We start from the raw sequence: 18507 nt of genomic DNA on the forward strand, positions 1-18507 counted from the left end.
CTGATTCAAACCTTACTCACGACTCAGTCGTAGACGGCTCCTTCATGGTTAGCATCCCTTCCGTCACAATAAAGTTGATGATGAAATCTAAGCCTTGGCTCTCTTTTAGGTTGGTGAACACATATGGCTTGGTTGGACGCATGCGTTGTGTGTCTTGCTCCATCACCTCAAGTGACGCACCAACATACGGTGCTAAATCGATCTTGTTGATGACTAGCAGATCAGAACGCGTAATACCCGGCCCGCCTTTACGTGGGATCTTCTCCCCTTCTGCTACATCAATCACGTAGATGGTAAGATCGGCTAATTCAGGGCTGAACGTAGCACTCAAGTTATCACCGCCACTTTCGACGAATACCACATCGAGGTTTTTGTGCAGCTTAGCCAGCTCTTCTACCGCAGCTAAGTTCATCGACGCATCTTCACGGATCGCCGTGTGCGGACAGCCACCCGTTTCAACACCAATGATACGATCCGGTTCTAGCGCTTCTGCTCGCGTGAGTATCTTTGCGTCTTCTTGCGTGTAGATGTCGTTGGTTACCACGGCAATGTTGAGCTTGTCGCGAATCGCCTTACATAGCACCTCTAACAACGCTGTTTTACCAGACCCTACCGGGCCGCCAATACCAATTCGAAGGGGTTGCTTGTAACTTTCCATTGTCTACTTCCTTATATTCTTTTTACTATACCGTTCGAGCTGACCGCTATGAACGAAATAGTCTCGTGTATTGTGTTTCGTGCAGTGAACTTGCTAATGCCATTGATGGCGAAAAACTGCCTACCATCCAATCTTCTATCGCTCGGGCCTTTTCGATTACGTCAGGAAAGGTGTTGGTGATATTAATCAATGCCAACTGCCCATCGGTTTGACCTAAAGGCACCAGTTTCACGCCTGCAGTAACGATATTTTCAAGCCAACTCCATAAGTAACCTTGCTTGAGGCTTTCTAAATCAATGCCCCAATACTGAGCCGCCATACACATGCCCAACAATTGGTTGGGATGACTATCAACAGAATCCACCAGCGAGATATCGATATCTAAGCGCTTCAACAAAGTATTCAATGCCTGCCCACGTTGCTTCTCTTCCGCTCGCAATTCACTGGTTTCACGGCTTGAGTACAGGTAATTACACCAGTGCTCAATTTCATCGAGTTCACCCTTTTCTAAAGCGTGGTAAAGGCGCTCTAAGATAGGCAATTCCAAGGTCGCGACACTGGAACTGACGATGGTATTGAGCCACTGTTCCATGCTGTTGCGATCGGTCACCCACCCCGCTTCAACCGCTAACTCTAAGCCTTGCGAGTATGTAAACCCACCAATTGGCAATGACGGACTGATCAATTGAAACAGACGATAGATGGCGACATTTTCTGTTGTGGTCATAACCGTGCCCTCAGTCTTCTAGAATCAAATAAGTTCGAGAGCTTACGCGCCTAACAGTAATAGTGCGCTTGCTGAAGCCACACCAACCGACATCCATTTTGAGTAAACCGCGCGGCCAACAAAAGCACCAATAACCATCAGAGCCAAAGCTGTGATGCTCATACCCGCTGCAAACTGAGTTAGGTTACTTGCCGCTTCAACACCATGTGCATAACCATGGAAAAACAACATGCCAATCGAAGCCGCTAATACACTGTTCACACGCTTAGTCGATGGTGAAAACACGTGCCATAAACATAGGCTGACAACGAATAGAGAAGCGATGATTGCAGGTTCAACAATCACAGAGAAACCTAAGGCTTGGCCTGCGATGAGTCCTACCACCAAAGACGCCAACCCACCGCCAATCAGAGCGGCTTTTGTCTTGGTGGAAAATGAAAGTGCGCCAATTAACAGACCGAAAGCGATCAACATGATCAGGTGATCCATACCTGTCACAGGGTGAGTTAAGCCAGACATAAATGAGTGAGACTCATGAACCGAATGCGAACCGTGCCCCGGGTGAGCGAAAGCCAATGTCGATGTTGTTAGAGAAGCTATTGTGAAAGTGCATAAGCCTACTGCTGTTTTAAAGTTCATCGCGAGTTCCTTGCGTTTATCGTTATTAATATTTGTTGTTATATAAATCGTTTAGTGAGTCATTAATGATGATGTCCACCTGAGCGACCGCCATAAGCGCCACCTTCAGGTTCAAACGGTTGTTTCTCGGTAGTCACCTTCGCGCCTAAACCTTCAACCATTTCATCCAAAACATGGTCGTGTTGGTAACGAACCCAACCCGCTTCCACTTGCAGCGGAACATGACGGTTACCAAGGTGATACGCCACTCGCGTTAGCAAATGTGGGTCTTCACAGTAAACGGTTGAAACGGTTTCAGGTGCCGCTTTCACTTCTACGACTAAACCACATTCACTTGAGAGTTGTTCGCCACCGCGCAAGATATGACCTCGTGGTAGAAATAGCCCAGCATTGCGCCCGTCATCTAGCATCACCTTAAGGCGGCTTTTGATGCGGCTATCGATCGGCAGGCTTAAGTAGCCGTCCGGTGCGTTTTGTATTTGAGTATTCAGTTGAGTCAGTTCAATCATGCTATTACCTCAATCTCCTTGTGAGATTTATAACGTTCAAAATAAGAGCCCTCAGCCAAGAGCTAAAATACGAGCTTCAGCTAAAGGTCTAAAATAAGAGCCTTCAGCCGAACTATTAAAATAGAAAATACCGCTGAGCCATTGGTAACTCTTCAGCTGGCTCACACGTCAGCAATTCACCATCGGCGCGCACTTGATACGTCTGAGAATCGACCTCAATTTTTGGCATCCAATCATTGAGCTTCATGTCGGCTTTGCTGATGTTTCGGCAGTTACTTACTACACCAATCAAGCTCTGCAGACCCAACTGTTTGTCGATGTTCTGTGCCTTGGCTTCTTTAGAGACAAACAACATTGATGTGTTTTGACACGCCTTGCCGTAGCTACCAAACATAGAGCGGTAATGGACTGGCTGAGGTGTTGGGATTGAAGCGTTAGGGTCACCCATCGGTGCCATGGCGATCATGCCGCCCTTCAAAATCACACTTGGTTTCACGCCAAAGAAGGCTGGCTTCCATAAAACTAGGTCAGCTAATTTCCCGGCTTCGATCGAACCGATTTCATGAGACATACCATGAGTTATCGCTGGGTTGATGGTGTACTTAGCGACATAGCGTCTTAAACGGAAGTTATCGCTGTAGTCGGAATCTTCTTTTAGGCTACCACGCTGCACTTTCATCTTGTGCGCGGTTTGCCACGTGCGGGTTACAACCTCGCCCACTCGTCCCATTGCTTGTGAGTCCGAGGCAATCATCGAGAACGCGCCCAAGTCATGAAGAATGTCTTCTGCGGCAATGGTTTCACGGCGGATACGCGATTCAGCAAAAGCGACATCTTCGGCAATCGACGGTGAAAGGTGATGACACACCATCAACATGTCTAAATGTTCATCGACCGTATTGACGGTGTAAGGTCGTGTTGGGTTAGTCGATGAAGGCAGAACGTTGGGTTCACCTGCCGCACGGATAATGTCGGGAGCATGACCACCGCCCGCACCTTCAGTGTGATAGGTATGAATCACGCGGTCGCCAATTGCGCCAAGTGTTGATTCAACAAAACCCGACTCATTCAAGGTATCGGTATGAATCGCAACTTGTACGTCCATCTCGTCAGCAACGCTCAAGCAGGTATCGATTGAAGCGGGGGTTGTTCCCCAATCTTCGTGCAACTTCAAACCCACAGCACCTGCCGCTACTTGCTCACGTAGTGCTTCTGGCTGACTTGCATTGCCTTTGCCTAACAAACCAAAGTTCATCGGGAATTGATCGAGTGACTCTAGCATGCGGTGCATGTTCCAAGGCCCCGGCGTACATGTGGTCGCGTTGGTGCCCGTATTTGGACCCGTGCCACCGCCGATCATGGTTGTCACACCTGACGCCAGTGCCTCTTCAATTTGTTGTGGGCAAATAAAGTGGATGTGTGAATCAATGCCACCAGCAGTCAGGATTGAACCTTCACCTGCTAAAATTTCCGTGCCCGGGCCAATCACAATATCAACGCCCGGCTGAACATCTGGGTTGCCCGCTTTACCCAATGCCTGAACTCGACCATCTTTGATGGCAACATCGGCTTTTACGATGCCCCAGTAATCCAACACAATCGCGTTGGTGATCACCAAATCTGGAGTTTCGGCACTTGGACGTTGGCTTTGCCCTTGTCCATCACGAATCACTTTACCGCCGCCGAATTTCACTTCGTCACCGTATACGGTGTAATCCTTTTCAACTTCTAGCCATAAATCAGTGTCAGCAAGACGCACTCGGTCACCGACTGTTGGCCCAAACATTTCGGCATAAGCCTGTCTGGATATCGTCGCCATGTTCAATCCTTTGTTATTTTCATTATTCCGTGGGAGCGCTTAGAGCTTACCCATCACCTTTCCTTGGAAGCCATAGATCTCTAACTTACCGGCGTAACGCACTAACTCGACGCTGCGCGACTGACCCGGTTCAAAGCGGGTTGCAGTACCCGCAGGAATATTGAGTCGAAAACCTTTAGTGGCTTCTCGGTCAAAGATCAGTGATGGGTTTGCTTCATAGAAGTGGTAATGAGAGCCAATTTGAACAGGACGATCGCCAATGTTTTGTACCTTAACGGACGTTGTATCGCGGCCTTCATTGAGAGTGATGTCACCGGGTGCGGTTTCTACTTTTCCGGGAACGAATCCTGAGTATTGTTTTGTGGAACCAGCCATATTACTTCTCCCTACACGATAGGTTCATGAACGGTCACCAGCTTGGTGCCATCAGGAAAAGTGGCTTCGACTTGTACATCAGGGATCATGGAAGGGATCCCCTCCATAACGTCATCGACAGTAAGAAGTGTGCGTCCAAAATCCATTAATTCTGAAACGGTTCTACCCTCACGGGCACCTTCAAGAATGGCACTGCTGATCAGTGCAATAGATTCTGGATAGTTGAGTTTTAAGCCTTTTTGTTTGCGCTGCTGTGCCAGCATTCCTGCGCAGAAGATAAGTAGCTTATCTTTTTCTCTTGGTGTTAATTCCATTTAGCCGCCCGCTGTTAGTGTTGTTTTCTTATTGCTCAAAAACGCATGAGCAGTAAGTGGGATTCAATCACAGCAAGCTTGAAAAAATGTACCTAGGGTCGGAAGTCACCCTAGGTACAAAAAGGGCTAATCGCTAAGTCGCCCAAATCCTTGGTAAATCAGGAGTCGTACCACATAAATGAGAGCGAGTTGCTTGCCATATCTGACCAAAGGCCTGGAGGATATCTTCACTCCAATTACCCAAGGCTCGCACCACAATCAATCCTTCTATCTGAGTCGCACCCAATATTAATGTGGGTTCACTCGACGTTTTTGATGTAACTGATTGCTGTGAAGCTTGCTGTGTAATAGATAAGAGCAAGCTCTGTACCAACTCTAAATCTTGCTTCTCATTTGAAGTGATATAAAAGGTTCCCATCATTGAATAATCAAGTAACCCCATATTTATCATTAACTTATCACCACCATGAAAATTAAAACCTTCAGTCAGAAGCCTTTGATTATCAAGATAGATTTCTGTTTTCCCAACGAGGTGACCATGCTCGAATCCCTCATTCTGTGCAGGGCGTCCAAAACAGTGCATCTCCCAACCCCAAAATTGTGCACCCTTTTCTAGGCGAATTTCAGTGTCTAAACGAACGTGTGCGTTCGGGAAAAAGATGTTTTCTTGCGGCATCCATTCCAAGCGAGCATCTTTCTTCACTCGTAAGGTCTGCTTCTGCTTGGCGTACTTGTTGTTTGAGCGATAAAACTTGGTCGCACCGGGTGTAGTGATCAACGCATGCGCACCGCTTTCGATGGTCGCTTCAATATTAAGTGTGTCACCACCTACCACTCCGCCGGGGGGATGAAGTAAGTAGGTGTGACACGTTTCCCCATCAGGATACAAGGGACGTTGCACCGCAAGCGGACCAGACTGCTGACGATTCTTTAATACGGTTTTATCACCACGGTCAACAAAGGTGAGGTTTAAGTTCGCTTGCCAACCGTCTCGAATATCTTGTTCGATGGTCTCATTCAGAGACAACACTCCCGCTAAAGAAGTGTTTATTGCTTCATTCGAAGAATATAGAGAGCTCATACGGTTAGGTACTCCTTAATCAAAGACTCATTGAGCCCTTTCATTTCACCTTCTGCTACCTGACGACCACGGTCTAGAATGCAAAATCGGTCACCGACCTTTCGCGCAAATGGCAGCTTCTGTTCAACAAGCAGGACGGTGAGTCCCATCTTCTCGTTGAGCATACGAATGATGTCACCAATCTCTTGCACGATATTGGGCTGAATACCTTCTGTCGGTTCATCCAAGATCAACAATTTTGGATTAACCACCAGCGCACGCCCAATCGCCAGTTGCTGCTGCTGACCACCAGACAAATCACCACCGCGACGATGCAGCATCTCTTTTAATACTGGGAATATATCGAAGATGAACTCTGGGATCTTACGGTCTCCCTTTTCTCTAATTGGCAAACCTACTTCTAGGTTTTCTTGAACCGTGAGCATCGGAAAGATCTGACGACCTTGCGGCACATAACCGATTCCCTGGCGAGCACGATCTTCAGCATCGGTTTTCAAAAGCGACTCGCCCGATAATGAGATATCACCGCTTTCGACCTTAACCAACCCCATGATGCATTGCAGCAGAGTCGTTTTACCGACACCGTTTCGTCCCATTAACACCGTGCATTTACCTGCTGGGATCTGCATATCCAAATCCCACAGCGTGTGGCTCTCACCGTAATATTGATTAACTGATTTAACCTCTAGCATCCTATTCTCCGAGATAAACTTGTTTAACTTCAGGGTGAGCCTGCACTTGATCCATGGTGCCTTCAGCCAACACATGACCTTGATGAAGCACGGTGACATGGCTGGCGATAGAACGAACGAAATCCATATCGTGTTCAACCACGACCACCGAGTGCTTGCCTGCCAGCGAATTGAGCAATTCAGAGGTGCGATCCATCTCTTGGTGAGTCATACCTGCCACGGGTTCATCCACCAGCAACAGCTTAGGGTTTTGCATCAATAGCATGCCGAGCTCTAACCACTGCTTTTGCCCATGAGACAGGTTACCTGCCAAGTTAGCCGCTTCGTCTTTTAAATGAATCAGCTCAAGCACAGAGGTCAATTTGTCTTTCTGTTCACCGGACATCACAGCAGTGAACGTCGCCCAAACTGAACGGTCACCGGCCATGGCCAACTCAAGGTTTTGCCACACGGTTAAGCATTCAATCACGGTCGGTTTTTGGAATTTACGCCCAACGCCTGCATTGGCAATTTCAGCTTCGTTCATCTTCAATAAGTTGATGTTTGAACCCAGCCATACTTCGCCAGTGTCTGGCTTAGTTTTACCTGTGATGATGTCCATCATGGTGGTTTTACCTGCGCCATTAGGGCCGATGATGCAGCGTAGCTCTCCCTCTTTGATGTAGAGGTTGAGGTCGTTTATCGCTTGGAAACCATCGAAGCTTTTGTTGACGCCTTCGACATACAACAGCACGTTATGGCGAGTATCGATAGCGGGGTGAATATCGGGTTTGAGGTAATCAAAGACTTCGTCTCGACGGGTGAACGCCTGAACCGATTCCTTTACGCTATTAAATGTGGTCATGCGATCACCTCCTTGGCTTTGTGCTGATCATCCTTATCTTTATCTTGTTTTTTCCCATTTGATGCCTTGCGCAGCTGCTGCCATTTTTCACTGACAAAGCCAATCACACCTTGTGGGAAGTACATGGTCGAGAGTACGAATAACCCGCCCAGAGCAAATAACCACACCTCTGGGAATTCAACCGTAAACCAACTCTTGGCATAGTTGATGATCAATGCACCGACAATCGCACCAAACAGAGTGGCACGACCGCCTAAGGCAACCCAAACCACAATCTCAATCGAGTTAAGAGGAGCAAATTCACCCGGGTTAATGATGCCAACTTGAGGAACATATAAAGCCCCGGCAATACCCGCGATAACCGCTGAAAGAACGAAGACCCACAGCTTGATGCCATCGACGTCGTAGCCCATAAAGCGAGTGCGTGATTCCGTATCACGAATCGCTAATGCCACACGTCCTAATCGACTGGTTACCACCATGCGACAAGCGATGTAGCTGAGAATAAGCGCAATACCAGTCGCGACAAACAGACCAATCTTGACCGCATCACTTTGCAAGCTCAGGCCGATGATATCTTTAAAGTCTGTCAGTCCGTTGTTGCCACCAAAGCCCATCTCGTTGCGGAAGAATGCCAGCATCAAGGCGTAAGTTAACGCTTGAGTCATGATCGAAAGATACACACCGGACACACGAGAGCGGAAAGCTAAATAACCAAACAAGTAAGCCAATGCGCCCGGCACTAGCACCACCATCAGACAAGCAAACCAGAACTGATCAAAGCCCTGCCAGAACCACGGCAACGCCGACCAATCAAGGAACACCATAAAGTCAGGCAGGATTGGATCACCATAAACCCCACGGTCACCAATCTGACGCATCAAGTACATGCCCATCGCATAACCACCAAGCGCAAAGAAAGCACCGTGGCCGAGGCTCAATATTCCGAGATAGCCCCACACCAGATCGAGCGCCAACGCCAACATTGCGTAGCTCAGGTATTTACCCATCAGCGAGATAGTAAAAGTCTCGACATGGAGCGGGTGCCCACTTGGTAACATGGTGTTAGCCAGTGGGATAAGAATAACGGCCGCTAGAATGGCAAGGATGGTCAGTTGGCCACCTTTGTCACCACGCATCGCCGAAAGTACAAATGATTTTGACTGCATGATGTTGTCCTTAACCTTCAGCCGCACGACCACGTTGCGGGAAGAGTCCGCGTGGGCGTTTTTGAATAAATAGAATGATGAAAACCAGTACCAGAATCTTGGCGAGAACCGCACCAGCCCATGGTTCTAAAATCTTATTGAACAGACCAAGGCTTAAGCCTGCGACTAGCGTGCCCCACAAGTTGCCAACACCGCCGAACACCACCACCATGAACGAATCGATGATGTACGCCTGTCCCATATTAGGGCCAACGTTAGTCAGTTGAGAAAGTGCCACGCCTGCAACACCCGCAACGCCAGAGCCTAAACCGAAGGTCATCGCATCAACTCGCTCTGAACGAATACCCATCGCACGAGCCATACCACGGTTTTGAGAAACCGCACGAACCTGCAAGCCTAGTGGTGTCTTTTTCAGAACCATCAATAAGCCCATAAACACCAAACCACAGAACAAGATGATATAAAGTCGGTTGTAAGTCAGAGACAACATTGGGTTCAATTGAAGTGCGCCAGACATCCATTCAGGTGTGCTCACTGAGCGGTTGAGTGGAGAGAAAATCGAGCGAACGGCTTGCTGCAAGATCAAGCTAATACCAAAGGTCGCGAGTAAGGTTTCCAATGGGCGACCATAAAGATGACGAATCACACTTCGCTCAATCGCAATGCCCACTAATCCGGACACAATGAATGCCGCTGGAATGGAAAGTATCAGCGCTAAGCCAATATGATTAGGCATCAACAACTGCAATACGTAGGTGGTATAAGCACCAATCATGATCAGCTCGCCATGAGCCATGTTGATAACGCCCATCACACCAAAGGTAATCGCTAAGCCAATGCCCGCCAGTACCAATACAGAGCCTAAGCTCAAACCGAAGAATACCGTTTCTACACCCGAATAGAGTGCTTGGCTTTGTTGATAGCTATCCATCGCACGTTCTGCTGCAGCGGCAATGCTTGGATCTTGTTCAGTGTTTAACAGTTGATTCAGTGTTTGCAGAACGACTGAGTGTTTGAAGTCACCAACTCGCTCAATCGACGTGACTCGCTCTTCAATGGTTGCGCTTTTATCAAGGGAGCTATAAATAGCCAATGAGAGGTCCATCAGCTCTGCCACTTTGCCCTCTGATTCATTGGCTCTGAGTTCAGCTATGCGTTCAATGATGTCAGCGTCTTTAGTCCCTAGTAGATCCAAAACAGCTTTATAACGTACGTCAGGATTACTGCTGTTCAGTCCAATAGAAGCAATTTCCCCGCGCAAGATGCCGCGAAGTTTGTTATTCACACGAACCTTTTTAAACTGTCTCGCATTCTCGATATTCAGCGTTGAATCATCCCATACAGACTGAGCTGACGTCGCTGTTTTGATGCTTTGAATGAGATAGAGCTGTTTGTACTGCTCGCTCTGTTTATCACCAAAATAGTAAAGGTTTCCGTTTAACCAACCACCCAGAATAGGTTTCGACACATCTTCCGTTTGCGTCTCAATCACCCAATCAATAGCTAATTCTTTATCCGATGTTTTCTTACCAACTAGCGCCTTGGTAAAGCTAGCTTCATCCGTTATTCCCGCAAAAGCCAACTGAGCACTGACTGCCATGAGCAACAGCGCCTTAAATACGTTTAATGCGTTTTTCATCCCTGCTTCCTTAGTCCATCGAGCTAGATATTGTTATTTTTGCTTGATGGATACGTGGATAATTATTATTACCTGAGAAGTAGTGAGCCTTACCTTAGCTAGGTTTACTAAAGACAAGGCTCATATTCATGACTCTAGTTACCGCCAGAACATTTCTTCGTTTCGACGTTAAACGCACCACATGAGAATGGCTTCGACCAGCTAGAGAACAGTTTTGCCGATTCAGGTAAGTAGCTCGACCAAGCATCACCCGCAACGAGACCTGTGGTTTCCCAAACGATATCGAACTGACCATCGTCTTGGATCTCACCGATCAGTACTGGTTTGGTGATGTGGTGGTTTGGCAGCATGGTTGAGTAGCCGCCAGAAAGGTTAGGAACAGACACACCAATCAAGGCATCTTGCACAGATTCAGGATCGGTTGTGCCTGCATTAGTGACCGCTTGAGCCCACATGTTGAAGCCAACATAGTGCGCTTCCATTGGGTCGTTGGTGACACGCTTTTCACTCTTGATGAACGACTGCCACGTTTCAACGAACTCTTCATTGGCTTCGGTATCCACACTCATGAAGTAGTTCCATGCCGCTAGATGGCCTACCAGTGGTTCTGTGTCCATACCTGACAGTTCTTCTTCACCAACAGAGAATGCAATAACTGGGATGTCTTCAGATGAAATGCCTTGAGCGCCAAGTTCTTTATAGAAAGGTACGTTCGCATCGCCGTTCACAGTAGAAACCACAGCGGTTTTCTTGCCTGCTTCGCCGAACTTTTTGATGTCTGAAACGATAGATTGCCAATCAGAGTGACCAAATGGCGTGTAGTTGATCATGATGTCTTCTTCTGCGACACCTTTATCTTTTAAGTAGGCTTCTAAGATCTTATTGGTAGTACGTGGATAAACGTAATCGGTACCAGCAAGTACCCAGCGCTCAACTTCAAGCTCTTCCATCAAGTAATCCACTGCAGGGATCGCTTGTTGGTTTGGCGCGGCACCGGTGTAGAAAACGTTTTTAGAAGACTCTTCACCTTCATACTGTACTGGGTAGAAAAGGATGCTGTTGAGTTCTTCAAAGACAGGCAGCATCGATTTACGTGATACCGATGTCCAACCACCGAACACCACATCCACTTTCTCTTTTTCGATAAGCTCACGCGCCTTCTCAGCAAATAGCGGCCAGTTTGACGCAGGGTCAACCACGACAGGCTCTAGCTTCTTACCAAGCAAACCGCCCTTTTTGTTCTGCTCTTCGATGAGCATTAGCACGGTATCTTTTAGCGTTGTCTCACTGATCGCCATGGTGCCAGAGAGTGAGTGTAGAACACCGACCTTGATGGTCTCATCAGCAGCAAACACCGTTGCAGAAGAAAATGAAAGTGTTGTACACAGTGCAGCTAGCGATAAATTGAACACCTTGTTCATGATATTACTCCATAATTGTATTTTTGTTATTCAATTACAGAGTTACAAGAAGAGTGCCAAACTTACAAACCAACGAAATTATTTATAAGTGATTGTATTGATAGAGTTTAAAAGAAACTAACACCAATAGAGTGCATAGCAATCATGTAACTATGTTTCATACTGGTGCAGTGACAGTGGGAATGAACCAAGATGACACATTCCTGTTCTTCAGATACAAAAAAGACCCAACACTTTAGGGCGTGTTGATCTTTCGAGCTGATTTTTGCAGCGAGTTGCTGGGTATTTATACAAGGCAGAGGCATCGATGTGTAGCTAGCCTACATGAGAAGCCGATAACGTAGTAGAAATGACCAGCAAACGCTGCCCGAAGGGTTCGGCTAAAAGCGTTTTACTCTTTGTTGAGGGAGATTTGCTTAGAATGACTAGGCTACTTCTCCCTCGCCGCGATTAAAACACTTTTATCTCGAACAAAATTTAACCGCGAAAGGTCAACACGCCCTAGTATTGAGTCTCTGGTATAACATCACCGATGGTCGTTCAAACCATGTAGTTTAAGGCTATTCCGCAGGTTGAAATTCGAATTTTACTCTCGACTTTGATTTCAACTCGTTGCAATCACCGTTGCAAAAATAGCTCGCCGCACCACAAGCTTGAAGCTTCTCAAGTTGGCTGCTGCACTCAGGGCAAAACCCAACTTTAGTAAAGTGAGCCTGACAACTTTCACAGTGATACTTGCCATCCCAAGCTAGCTCAGACTGGCACTTAGGGCAGATATTTTCACTCATTAGCACTTCCTAATTTACGACTATTTTTACAATCTACTACTGCAGAGACTTGGCTTGCTTGATTTGATACATGTTCTTATCAGCTTGTGCGATCAACAGGTCTAATCCTTGAGGATCTTTGTCACAAGATAGCCCGACACTCACTGAGAACTGCACATCATTGATATAAAGCGCTTGTTGTAGTGCTTTCTCTAAGCTGTGGTAGAAGCTAACAACGCTTTCTTGATCATCAAAACATGAGAACACCACAAACTCATCACCACCATAACGACCTATCTTGGCGCATGCTGTGGTTGCCTCATCAAGAACTTCGGCAACCGCCAACAACACATCGTCACCGAAACTATGGCCATAGGTATCATTTATTGATTTGAACTTATCGACATCCACAAACAGACACGCCATCACCTTTTCTGAAAAACATCGCTTGGCCAAGACTTTTTCGGCTTCATTGAACAGTGCACGACGATTCAAGCAGTGGGTTAGAGAATCTCGATTGGCGAAAAAGTTAAGCTGATTCTCCAACTCGAACTTTTCTAGTGCTACCGAATACAGGGAAGCCAGTAGTTCTAAGATCTCGAGCTCAAATTCATGTGGTTCAGAGATGTACTGGCTATAAATAGCGAAGGTACCCAACACATTACCGCGCGACGAGATAATGGGGACCGACCAACAGGCATGCAGATTCGCTTGATTGGTGAGGGCCAGAAAAGGTGCCCAGTTTGGGTGTGCATTTATGTTGGAGACCATCACTGCTTTCTTAAGCGCAGCTGCCTCGCCACAAGAGCCTATCCCCGCACCAATTCCTACCCCTTCTATCTGTTGATTGTAAAAATCAGGCAGGTTTGGGGCATATTCAAGGTGTAACGTTTTAGACTCTGAGTTGAGCAGTAGAATTGAAGCCATGCGCTGCCCAAAAAGCTGCTCGGTAAGCTGAATAATCTTGTGATTTAAATCTTTGCGATCCATCCCAAGCGCAAGCTTCCGTAGCAAGCTATTGACGGCTCGATGGCCTTCTAATAAAAATTGTTGTTCCATTCACTAAGGCTTTCAATTGTGTAATCGGGTACAGCTTGTTCTTATGCAAGCTTGTTATTGGTTAATAATAACACACTAAATTAGTACGACACACAATCGAAGATCATAGGTTGATCTTTCGCTTTATCTATTTTGATCAGCGATCTACCCCAAAAAGAATATTTATATCACCACACACCGAAAGCATAAGTTACATGTGCTGCATTTCAATTTTAAACAGTTATTTATATCAAAAGTGACATGTAATAATAAAATAAACAGCACAAGCCATTTCGATCTGCAGTCTAAATCATCGAATTACATGCGTCAGCATTTCAATATGCTGGTCATCTAACTGGGTTAACTTAACGGACAATGCCTTAAGCTCTGAGGTGTTCTCAATGTGAGTACCACCACACGGAATAGACACTAAAGTGTCGGCATCCAACTGCCATTCCCAATAGCGAGAGTCTGTTAATGCTTCACCTTCCAGTCTCATTGCGACTGGCGTCGGCTCTGCAAGCCAGCCCGCAATCATCTGGTTGATATCAGCTTCGATGTCATCAAGGTTTGCTAGCATGTCTGCAACGTTCAAACCGCGCTTCTTGAGGGTTTTGCCTAAACGATACTTATCGGTACACAGCTCTGGAGTCACAAAGCTCGTCACTTGTGCGTAGCTATTGAAGTCGTAACTGCCAAGCGGATCTTTTCTATCCGCATCTTTACGCCAGTAGCTCTCAGCCAATACTTTATTCAAAGCTAGGAAAGCGATGTGGCCAGCACTGTGACCACGGCTCAAACTGGCTTGGTACTCTTTATCAACCGACAACACGACTTCGTCACTAACCTTAATCATAGAAGCAGATACGGGTAGCTGGTGGACAACCACAAACGCCCACCCTTCCGTATCACGCTTAACAGGGATATCTGCTGCGATATGAAGCTTGCCAGTAGATTGTTCTATAGCACCAACAAGACAGTCTTCAACGGGATATTGCACGTCACCAACACTCACAAAGCCTTGGTCTGCAGGGTGATCGGGCCAAATGTGACTCACTGGGTGGAAAGGTGTCACGTCGGTGATCAGGTAAGTTTTGCTGTCATCGCTTTCAACGTACAGCGCTTTAGCATTGAGCTGCCAAGCCTGATGACAAAATTGAGTGATGGTTGGTGTGATTGCTGACGCAGGTGTAATCAAATCGCTAGTAGTCATATCGTTCTTCTTTTTGAATCTAGTCTGATTCGTTAAGCCATGATGATAAAAACGTATTGTTATGGCTTAACGTGAATTTTGCTTAAAAAAATACCCGAGACAGGCTCGGGTATCAAATCTATTGGAAAGGTTTACTTACGACCTTTAACCATGCTCATCATACGCTTACGTTTGCGTTCTTGAGAAATTGTCAGCTTGTTTGTCTTAGCTTCAAATGGGTTCTCGCTGTTCTGGAATTGAATGCGAATAGGTGTACCCATAATTTCTAGTGAACGACGGTAGTAGTTCATCAAGAATCGTTTGTATGAATCTGGCAAGTTACGAACTTGGTTACCGTGGATAACGATAATCGGTGGGTTGTAGCCACCAGCGTGCGCGTATTTCAGTTTCACACGACGGCCACGAACCATAGGCGGTTGGTGATCATCAGTCGCCATCTTCATGATACGAGTTAGCACAGAAGTACCAACACGAGTCGTCGCTGACTTGTAAGCTTCTTGTACAGACTCAAACAAGTGACCAACACCTGTACCGTGAAGTGCAGAGATAAAGTGAATACGTGCGAAATCAACGAAACCTAAGCGACGGTCTAGCTCTTTCTTAACGCGTTCTTTAACGTCGTTATCTAGGCCATCCCACTTGTTTACCGCAATCACAATTGAACGACCAGCGTTCAACGCAAAGCCTAGCAAGCTTAGATCTTGATCAGAGATGTTTTCGCGAGCATCGATAAGCAGCAATACAACGTTAGCATCTTCAATCGCTTTCAGTGTTTTAACCACTGAGAACTTCTCTACCGTTTCGTTGATGTTTTTACGACGACGAACACCCGCAGTATCGATTAGAACGTATTCACGCTCATCACGCTGCATTGGGATGTAGATAGAGTCACGAGTCGTACCTGGCATATCGTAAACAACCACACGCTCTTCACCAAGAATACGGTTAGTTAGCGTTGATTTACCTACGTTAGGACGGCCAATGATCGCTAGCTTGATCGGTTGATCTTGAAGACGCTTGAATTCTGCTTCAGCTTCTTCTTCTGTAAATTCAACCTGCTCTTCTTCTTCGTCTTCAAACTCAGTTAAATCGCTTACTTCGCCATTCTCAGCTTTTAACGCTTCTGCGAATGGGTTAAGAGCAAGGTCAATAAGTGCAGTAACACCACGACCATGCGCCGCAGCGATTTGGTACATGTCTTCTACACCTAGTTGCCAGAAGTCAGCACTTGCAGCATCAGGGTCGATACCATCAACCTTGTTTACTACTAGCATTGAAGGCTTTTCTAGTTGACGTAGGTGCTTAGCAATCGCCACGTCTGAAGGTGTTAGACCCGCACGGCCATCTACCATAAATAGAACGACATCAGCTTCATCAATCGCCGCTAGCGACTGTTCAGCCATTTTAGTTTCAACACCTTCTTCAGTACCGTCGATACCGCCAGTGTCAATAACAATAAAGTCATGCTCGCTAAAATGAGCATGACCGTATTTACGGTCACGCGTTAAGCCAGGGAAATCCGCAACCAATGCATCACGAGTTCGAGTCAATCGGTTAAATAACGTAGATTTACCTACGTTCGGACGCCCTACTAGAGCAACAACAGGTACCATAACAACCTCTACAATTTCTTCTCTAAATGTAGTTATAGGTAAGCACTTGTTCGCAAGTTTAAACTCTTACCTATAACCACACGGTTTATTAATTTTTAACAACAAAACGGCTCCTGGCTGTTACCAACCAGGAGCCGACTGTGAATTATATCACGCTTTTATTGGCTAATCGTTAGTTTCTTTACATCGCCATTGCGAGTCGTCACTAAGTAGCCTTCAGGCAGTTCAATTGGTGCAACCGCAAAGCCGCTATCATCGACAAGCTGTTGAGCAACAAACTCACCCGATGAACGATCTAACCAGTGCAGATAACCTTCTGTATCACCCACGACTACATAACCATTAATAATAGCAGGTGCTGTCAGTAAGCGGTTTTCTAACAATGGAGTGCTCCACAGTTCAGTACCACTGCGCGCATCAACCGCAACCACATGGTCTTTGTCGGTAACAACGAACAAACGGCTACCATCACTTGCTAAATCAATCGCTGATGAGTAGTTACGTTTCCAAATTGGCTTACCAGAACGAAGGTCGATAGCAATCAGCTGACCATTGATACCTACGGTATACAGGGTGCCACCAAGAACAATTGGAGATGCATCAACATCAACCAAACGATCAATTTCCGTTGCACCTTTTGGTGTGCCTACTGGCTGTTGCCAAATAAGCTGACCACGGTCAACGATAGCCGCAGCTAGACGACCATTTGCAGTGCCCCAGAATACACCACCAGAAACCGCAACAGGCGAGCTGTCGCCACGCAGTGTTAGGCTTGGTACTTCAGTACTGATGGTCCATTTTTGTTCGCCGCTTGCTTGATCTAACGCGATCAACATACCGCGACTGGTATGAACAATGACCATGTTGCTATCAGTTGCTGGGGATGCAAGCACCTCGCCATTTACTGATACACGCCACAGCTCTTCACCGGTCGATTCTTCCAGTGCGATCACTTCGCCATTTTCAGAACCAACAAATACTTTACCGTAAGCCGCCGTTAGACCACCCGATAAACGAGCCAGTACGTCTTTCTCAAGATCGACTTTCCACAGCTCTTTACCTGTATCAGGATCAAGCGCTTTAACCATACCTTCACGGCTTGCAACAAACACTTTGTCGTAAGCCAATTCTGGCGTTAGTTTTGAAAAGTAGTGACCAACACCATCACCAACCGACGTCGACCATTCCTGACTAGGAGTGAACTCGCTGTTTACCGTTGGTACTGGAGCCATGATTACGGTGTCTTCTTCACCCGCACAGCCAGCTAGTAGGCCAAGAGCAATCGCACACAACGCCGCTTTTGGAAACATCTTCTTCATTCAAAGCGCCTTATTTAGCTAGGTCGTCAAGTTTGATTTGAAGCGTTTGGCTAGCGTCAACAGCTTGCTGTGCTTCTGTGTAAGCACTGTATGCTGCGTCAGTGTCGCCTTTACGAAGTGAGATATCACCACGCAGTTCGGCAACACGGCCTTTCCAAGATTCATCTGTCATAGCAGCAAGATCAGTCAGTGCTGCGTCAAATTCACCTTGCTCAGCTTTGATGCGTGCAACACGGTAAGTAAGTAGTGGCGCAAGTGCCGCGTCCTTAGTTGCCGATTTTGCCCACTCTAGCTGTTCAAGTGCTGCTGCTAGCTCACCCGCTTGTACTTGTACTTTTGCTAATTGCATAGCAGCAAGTACTGAGTACTCAGCGTCTTTGTTTGCGTCGATGAAAGCTTGAATATCAGATTGAGCATCAACGCCCTTAGTATCAAGAGCTGAAATTACAGAGGTGTAGCCTTCTGAAGCTGCTTCACGCGCTTCAACTACTGAATCTTGGTAATAGCGCCAGCCAAATAGACCACCTAAACCAATAACCGCACCAAAGATTACGGCTTTACCGTTCTCTTTCCACCAATCTTTAATGGCTTCAACTTGTTGCTCTTCGCTATCGTAAAGTTCCACTTCCTGTCCTCTTTAATTCTTTAAACGCCAGCATAGTGCTGACGT

General features: G+C 46.6%; 19 protein-coding genes. All 19 read right to left on the reverse strand.

What is annotated here, in order from left to right; genetic code table 11:
* Window positions 1-16 precede the first annotated feature (16 nt).
* The 19 genes from ureG to MSG35_RS18820 all read right to left on the reverse strand — a co-directional run bounded on the left by ureG (window position 17) and on the right by MSG35_RS18820 (window position 18462).
* Window positions 17-658, reverse strand: a complete 642-nt coding sequence (gene ureG / locus MSG35_RS18730) for an urease accessory protein UreG (protein WP_004735125.1) — start codon at window positions 656-658, stop codon at window positions 17-19.
* A gap of 46 nt (window positions 659-704) precedes the next feature.
* Window positions 705-1385, reverse strand: coding sequence for an urease accessory UreF family protein (locus MSG35_RS18735; RefSeq protein ID WP_248384739.1), 681 nt, complete (start codon window positions 1383-1385; stop codon window positions 705-707).
* A 42-nt stretch (window positions 1386-1427) separates the two neighbouring features.
* A complete protein-coding gene (locus MSG35_RS18740; RefSeq protein ID WP_248384740.1) occupies window positions 1428-2024 on the reverse strand; it encodes a HupE/UreJ family protein in 597 nt (198 codons plus the stop codon).
* A gap of 62 nt (window positions 2025-2086) precedes the next feature.
* On the reverse strand, window positions 2087-2533 hold the full coding sequence (ureE, locus tag MSG35_RS18745; protein WP_248384741.1) for an urease accessory protein UreE: 447 nt from the start codon (window positions 2531-2533) through the stop codon (window positions 2087-2089).
* Window positions 2534-2648: 115 nt separating this feature from the next.
* Window positions 2649-4352, reverse strand: coding sequence for an urease subunit alpha (gene ureC, locus MSG35_RS18750; RefSeq protein ID WP_048614369.1), 1704 nt, complete (start codon window positions 4350-4352; stop codon window positions 2649-2651).
* A gap of 39 nt (window positions 4353-4391) precedes the next feature.
* Window positions 4392-4727: an urease subunit beta gene (locus MSG35_RS18755; protein WP_004735120.1), complete on the reverse strand. Its 336-nt coding sequence runs from the start codon at window positions 4725-4727 to the stop codon at window positions 4392-4394.
* A gap of 11 nt (window positions 4728-4738) precedes the next feature.
* Window positions 4739-5041, reverse strand: coding sequence for an urease subunit gamma (gene ureA, locus MSG35_RS18760; RefSeq protein WP_017092435.1), 303 nt, complete (start codon window positions 5039-5041; stop codon window positions 4739-4741).
* Between the two features lie 133 nt (window positions 5042-5174).
* On the reverse strand, window positions 5175-6122 hold the full coding sequence (locus tag MSG35_RS18765; RefSeq protein ID WP_248384742.1) for an urease accessory protein UreD: 948 nt from the start codon (window positions 6120-6122) through the stop codon (window positions 5175-5177).
* Window positions 6119-6814 (reverse strand): urea ABC transporter ATP-binding subunit UrtE, encoded by a 696-nt coding sequence (urtE, locus tag MSG35_RS18770; RefSeq protein WP_248384743.1) that lies wholly within the window; start codon window positions 6812-6814, stop codon window positions 6119-6121. The genes MSG35_RS18765 and urtE overlap by 4 nt, the downstream gene beginning before the upstream one ends.
* A gap of 1 nt (window position 6815) precedes the next feature.
* A complete protein-coding gene (urtD, locus tag MSG35_RS18775) occupies window positions 6816-7658 on the reverse strand; it encodes an urea ABC transporter ATP-binding protein UrtD (protein ID WP_248384744.1) in 843 nt (280 codons plus the stop codon).
* Entirely contained in the window at window positions 7655-8827 is a 1173-nt protein-coding gene (urtC, locus tag MSG35_RS18780; RefSeq protein WP_248384745.1) for an urea ABC transporter permease subunit UrtC, read from the reverse strand. Before urtC ends, urtD begins: the two co-directional genes overlap by 4 nt.
* 10 nt (window positions 8828-8837) lie before the next feature.
* Window positions 8838-10466 (reverse strand): urea ABC transporter permease subunit UrtB, encoded by a 1629-nt coding sequence (urtB, locus tag MSG35_RS18785; protein ID WP_248384746.1) that lies wholly within the window; start codon window positions 10464-10466, stop codon window positions 8838-8840.
* 134 nt (window positions 10467-10600) lie between these two features.
* Window positions 10601-11887 (reverse strand): urea ABC transporter substrate-binding protein, encoded by a 1287-nt coding sequence (urtA, locus tag MSG35_RS18790; RefSeq protein ID WP_004735113.1) that lies wholly within the window; start codon window positions 11885-11887, stop codon window positions 10601-10603.
* A 560-nt stretch (window positions 11888-12447) separates the two neighbouring features.
* Window positions 12448-12675 carry a zinc ribbon domain-containing protein gene (locus MSG35_RS18795; RefSeq protein ID WP_017056199.1) on the reverse strand — a complete coding sequence of 76 codons (228 nt, stop codon included), beginning with the start codon at window positions 12673-12675 and terminating at the stop codon, window positions 12448-12450.
* Window positions 12676-12711: 36 nt separating this feature from the next.
* On the reverse strand, window positions 12712-13713 hold the full coding sequence (locus MSG35_RS18800; protein ID WP_248384747.1) for a sensor domain-containing diguanylate cyclase: 1002 nt from the start codon (window positions 13711-13713) through the stop codon (window positions 12712-12714).
* 289 nt (window positions 13714-14002) lie between these two features.
* Window positions 14003-14905: an alanyl-tRNA editing protein gene (locus MSG35_RS18805; RefSeq protein WP_248384748.1), complete on the reverse strand. Its 903-nt coding sequence runs from the start codon at window positions 14903-14905 to the stop codon at window positions 14003-14005.
* A 131-nt stretch (window positions 14906-15036) separates the two neighbouring features.
* The gene (gene der, locus MSG35_RS18810) at window positions 15037-16518 is read right to left on the reverse strand and encodes a ribosome biogenesis GTPase Der (protein ID WP_017062511.1); all 1482 of its coding nucleotides are present in this window, start codon (window positions 16516-16518) and stop codon (window positions 15037-15039) included.
* Window positions 16519-16676: 158 nt separating this feature from the next.
* Window positions 16677-17837, reverse strand: coding sequence for an outer membrane protein assembly factor BamB (gene bamB / locus MSG35_RS18815; RefSeq protein WP_048613470.1), 1161 nt, complete (start codon window positions 17835-17837; stop codon window positions 16677-16679).
* Window positions 17838-17847: 10 nt separating this feature from the next.
* Complete coding sequence (locus tag MSG35_RS18820; protein ID WP_019822120.1) at window positions 17848-18462, reverse strand: YfgM family protein; 615 nt, start codon at window positions 18460-18462, stop codon at window positions 17848-17850.
* Window positions 18463-18507: the final 45 nt, after the last annotated feature.

This window comes from Vibrio sp. 1CM23M, from assembly GCF_023161755.1.
GTDB classification, from domain to species: domain Bacteria; phylum Pseudomonadota; class Gammaproteobacteria; order Enterobacterales; family Vibrionaceae; genus Vibrio; species Vibrio coralliirubri.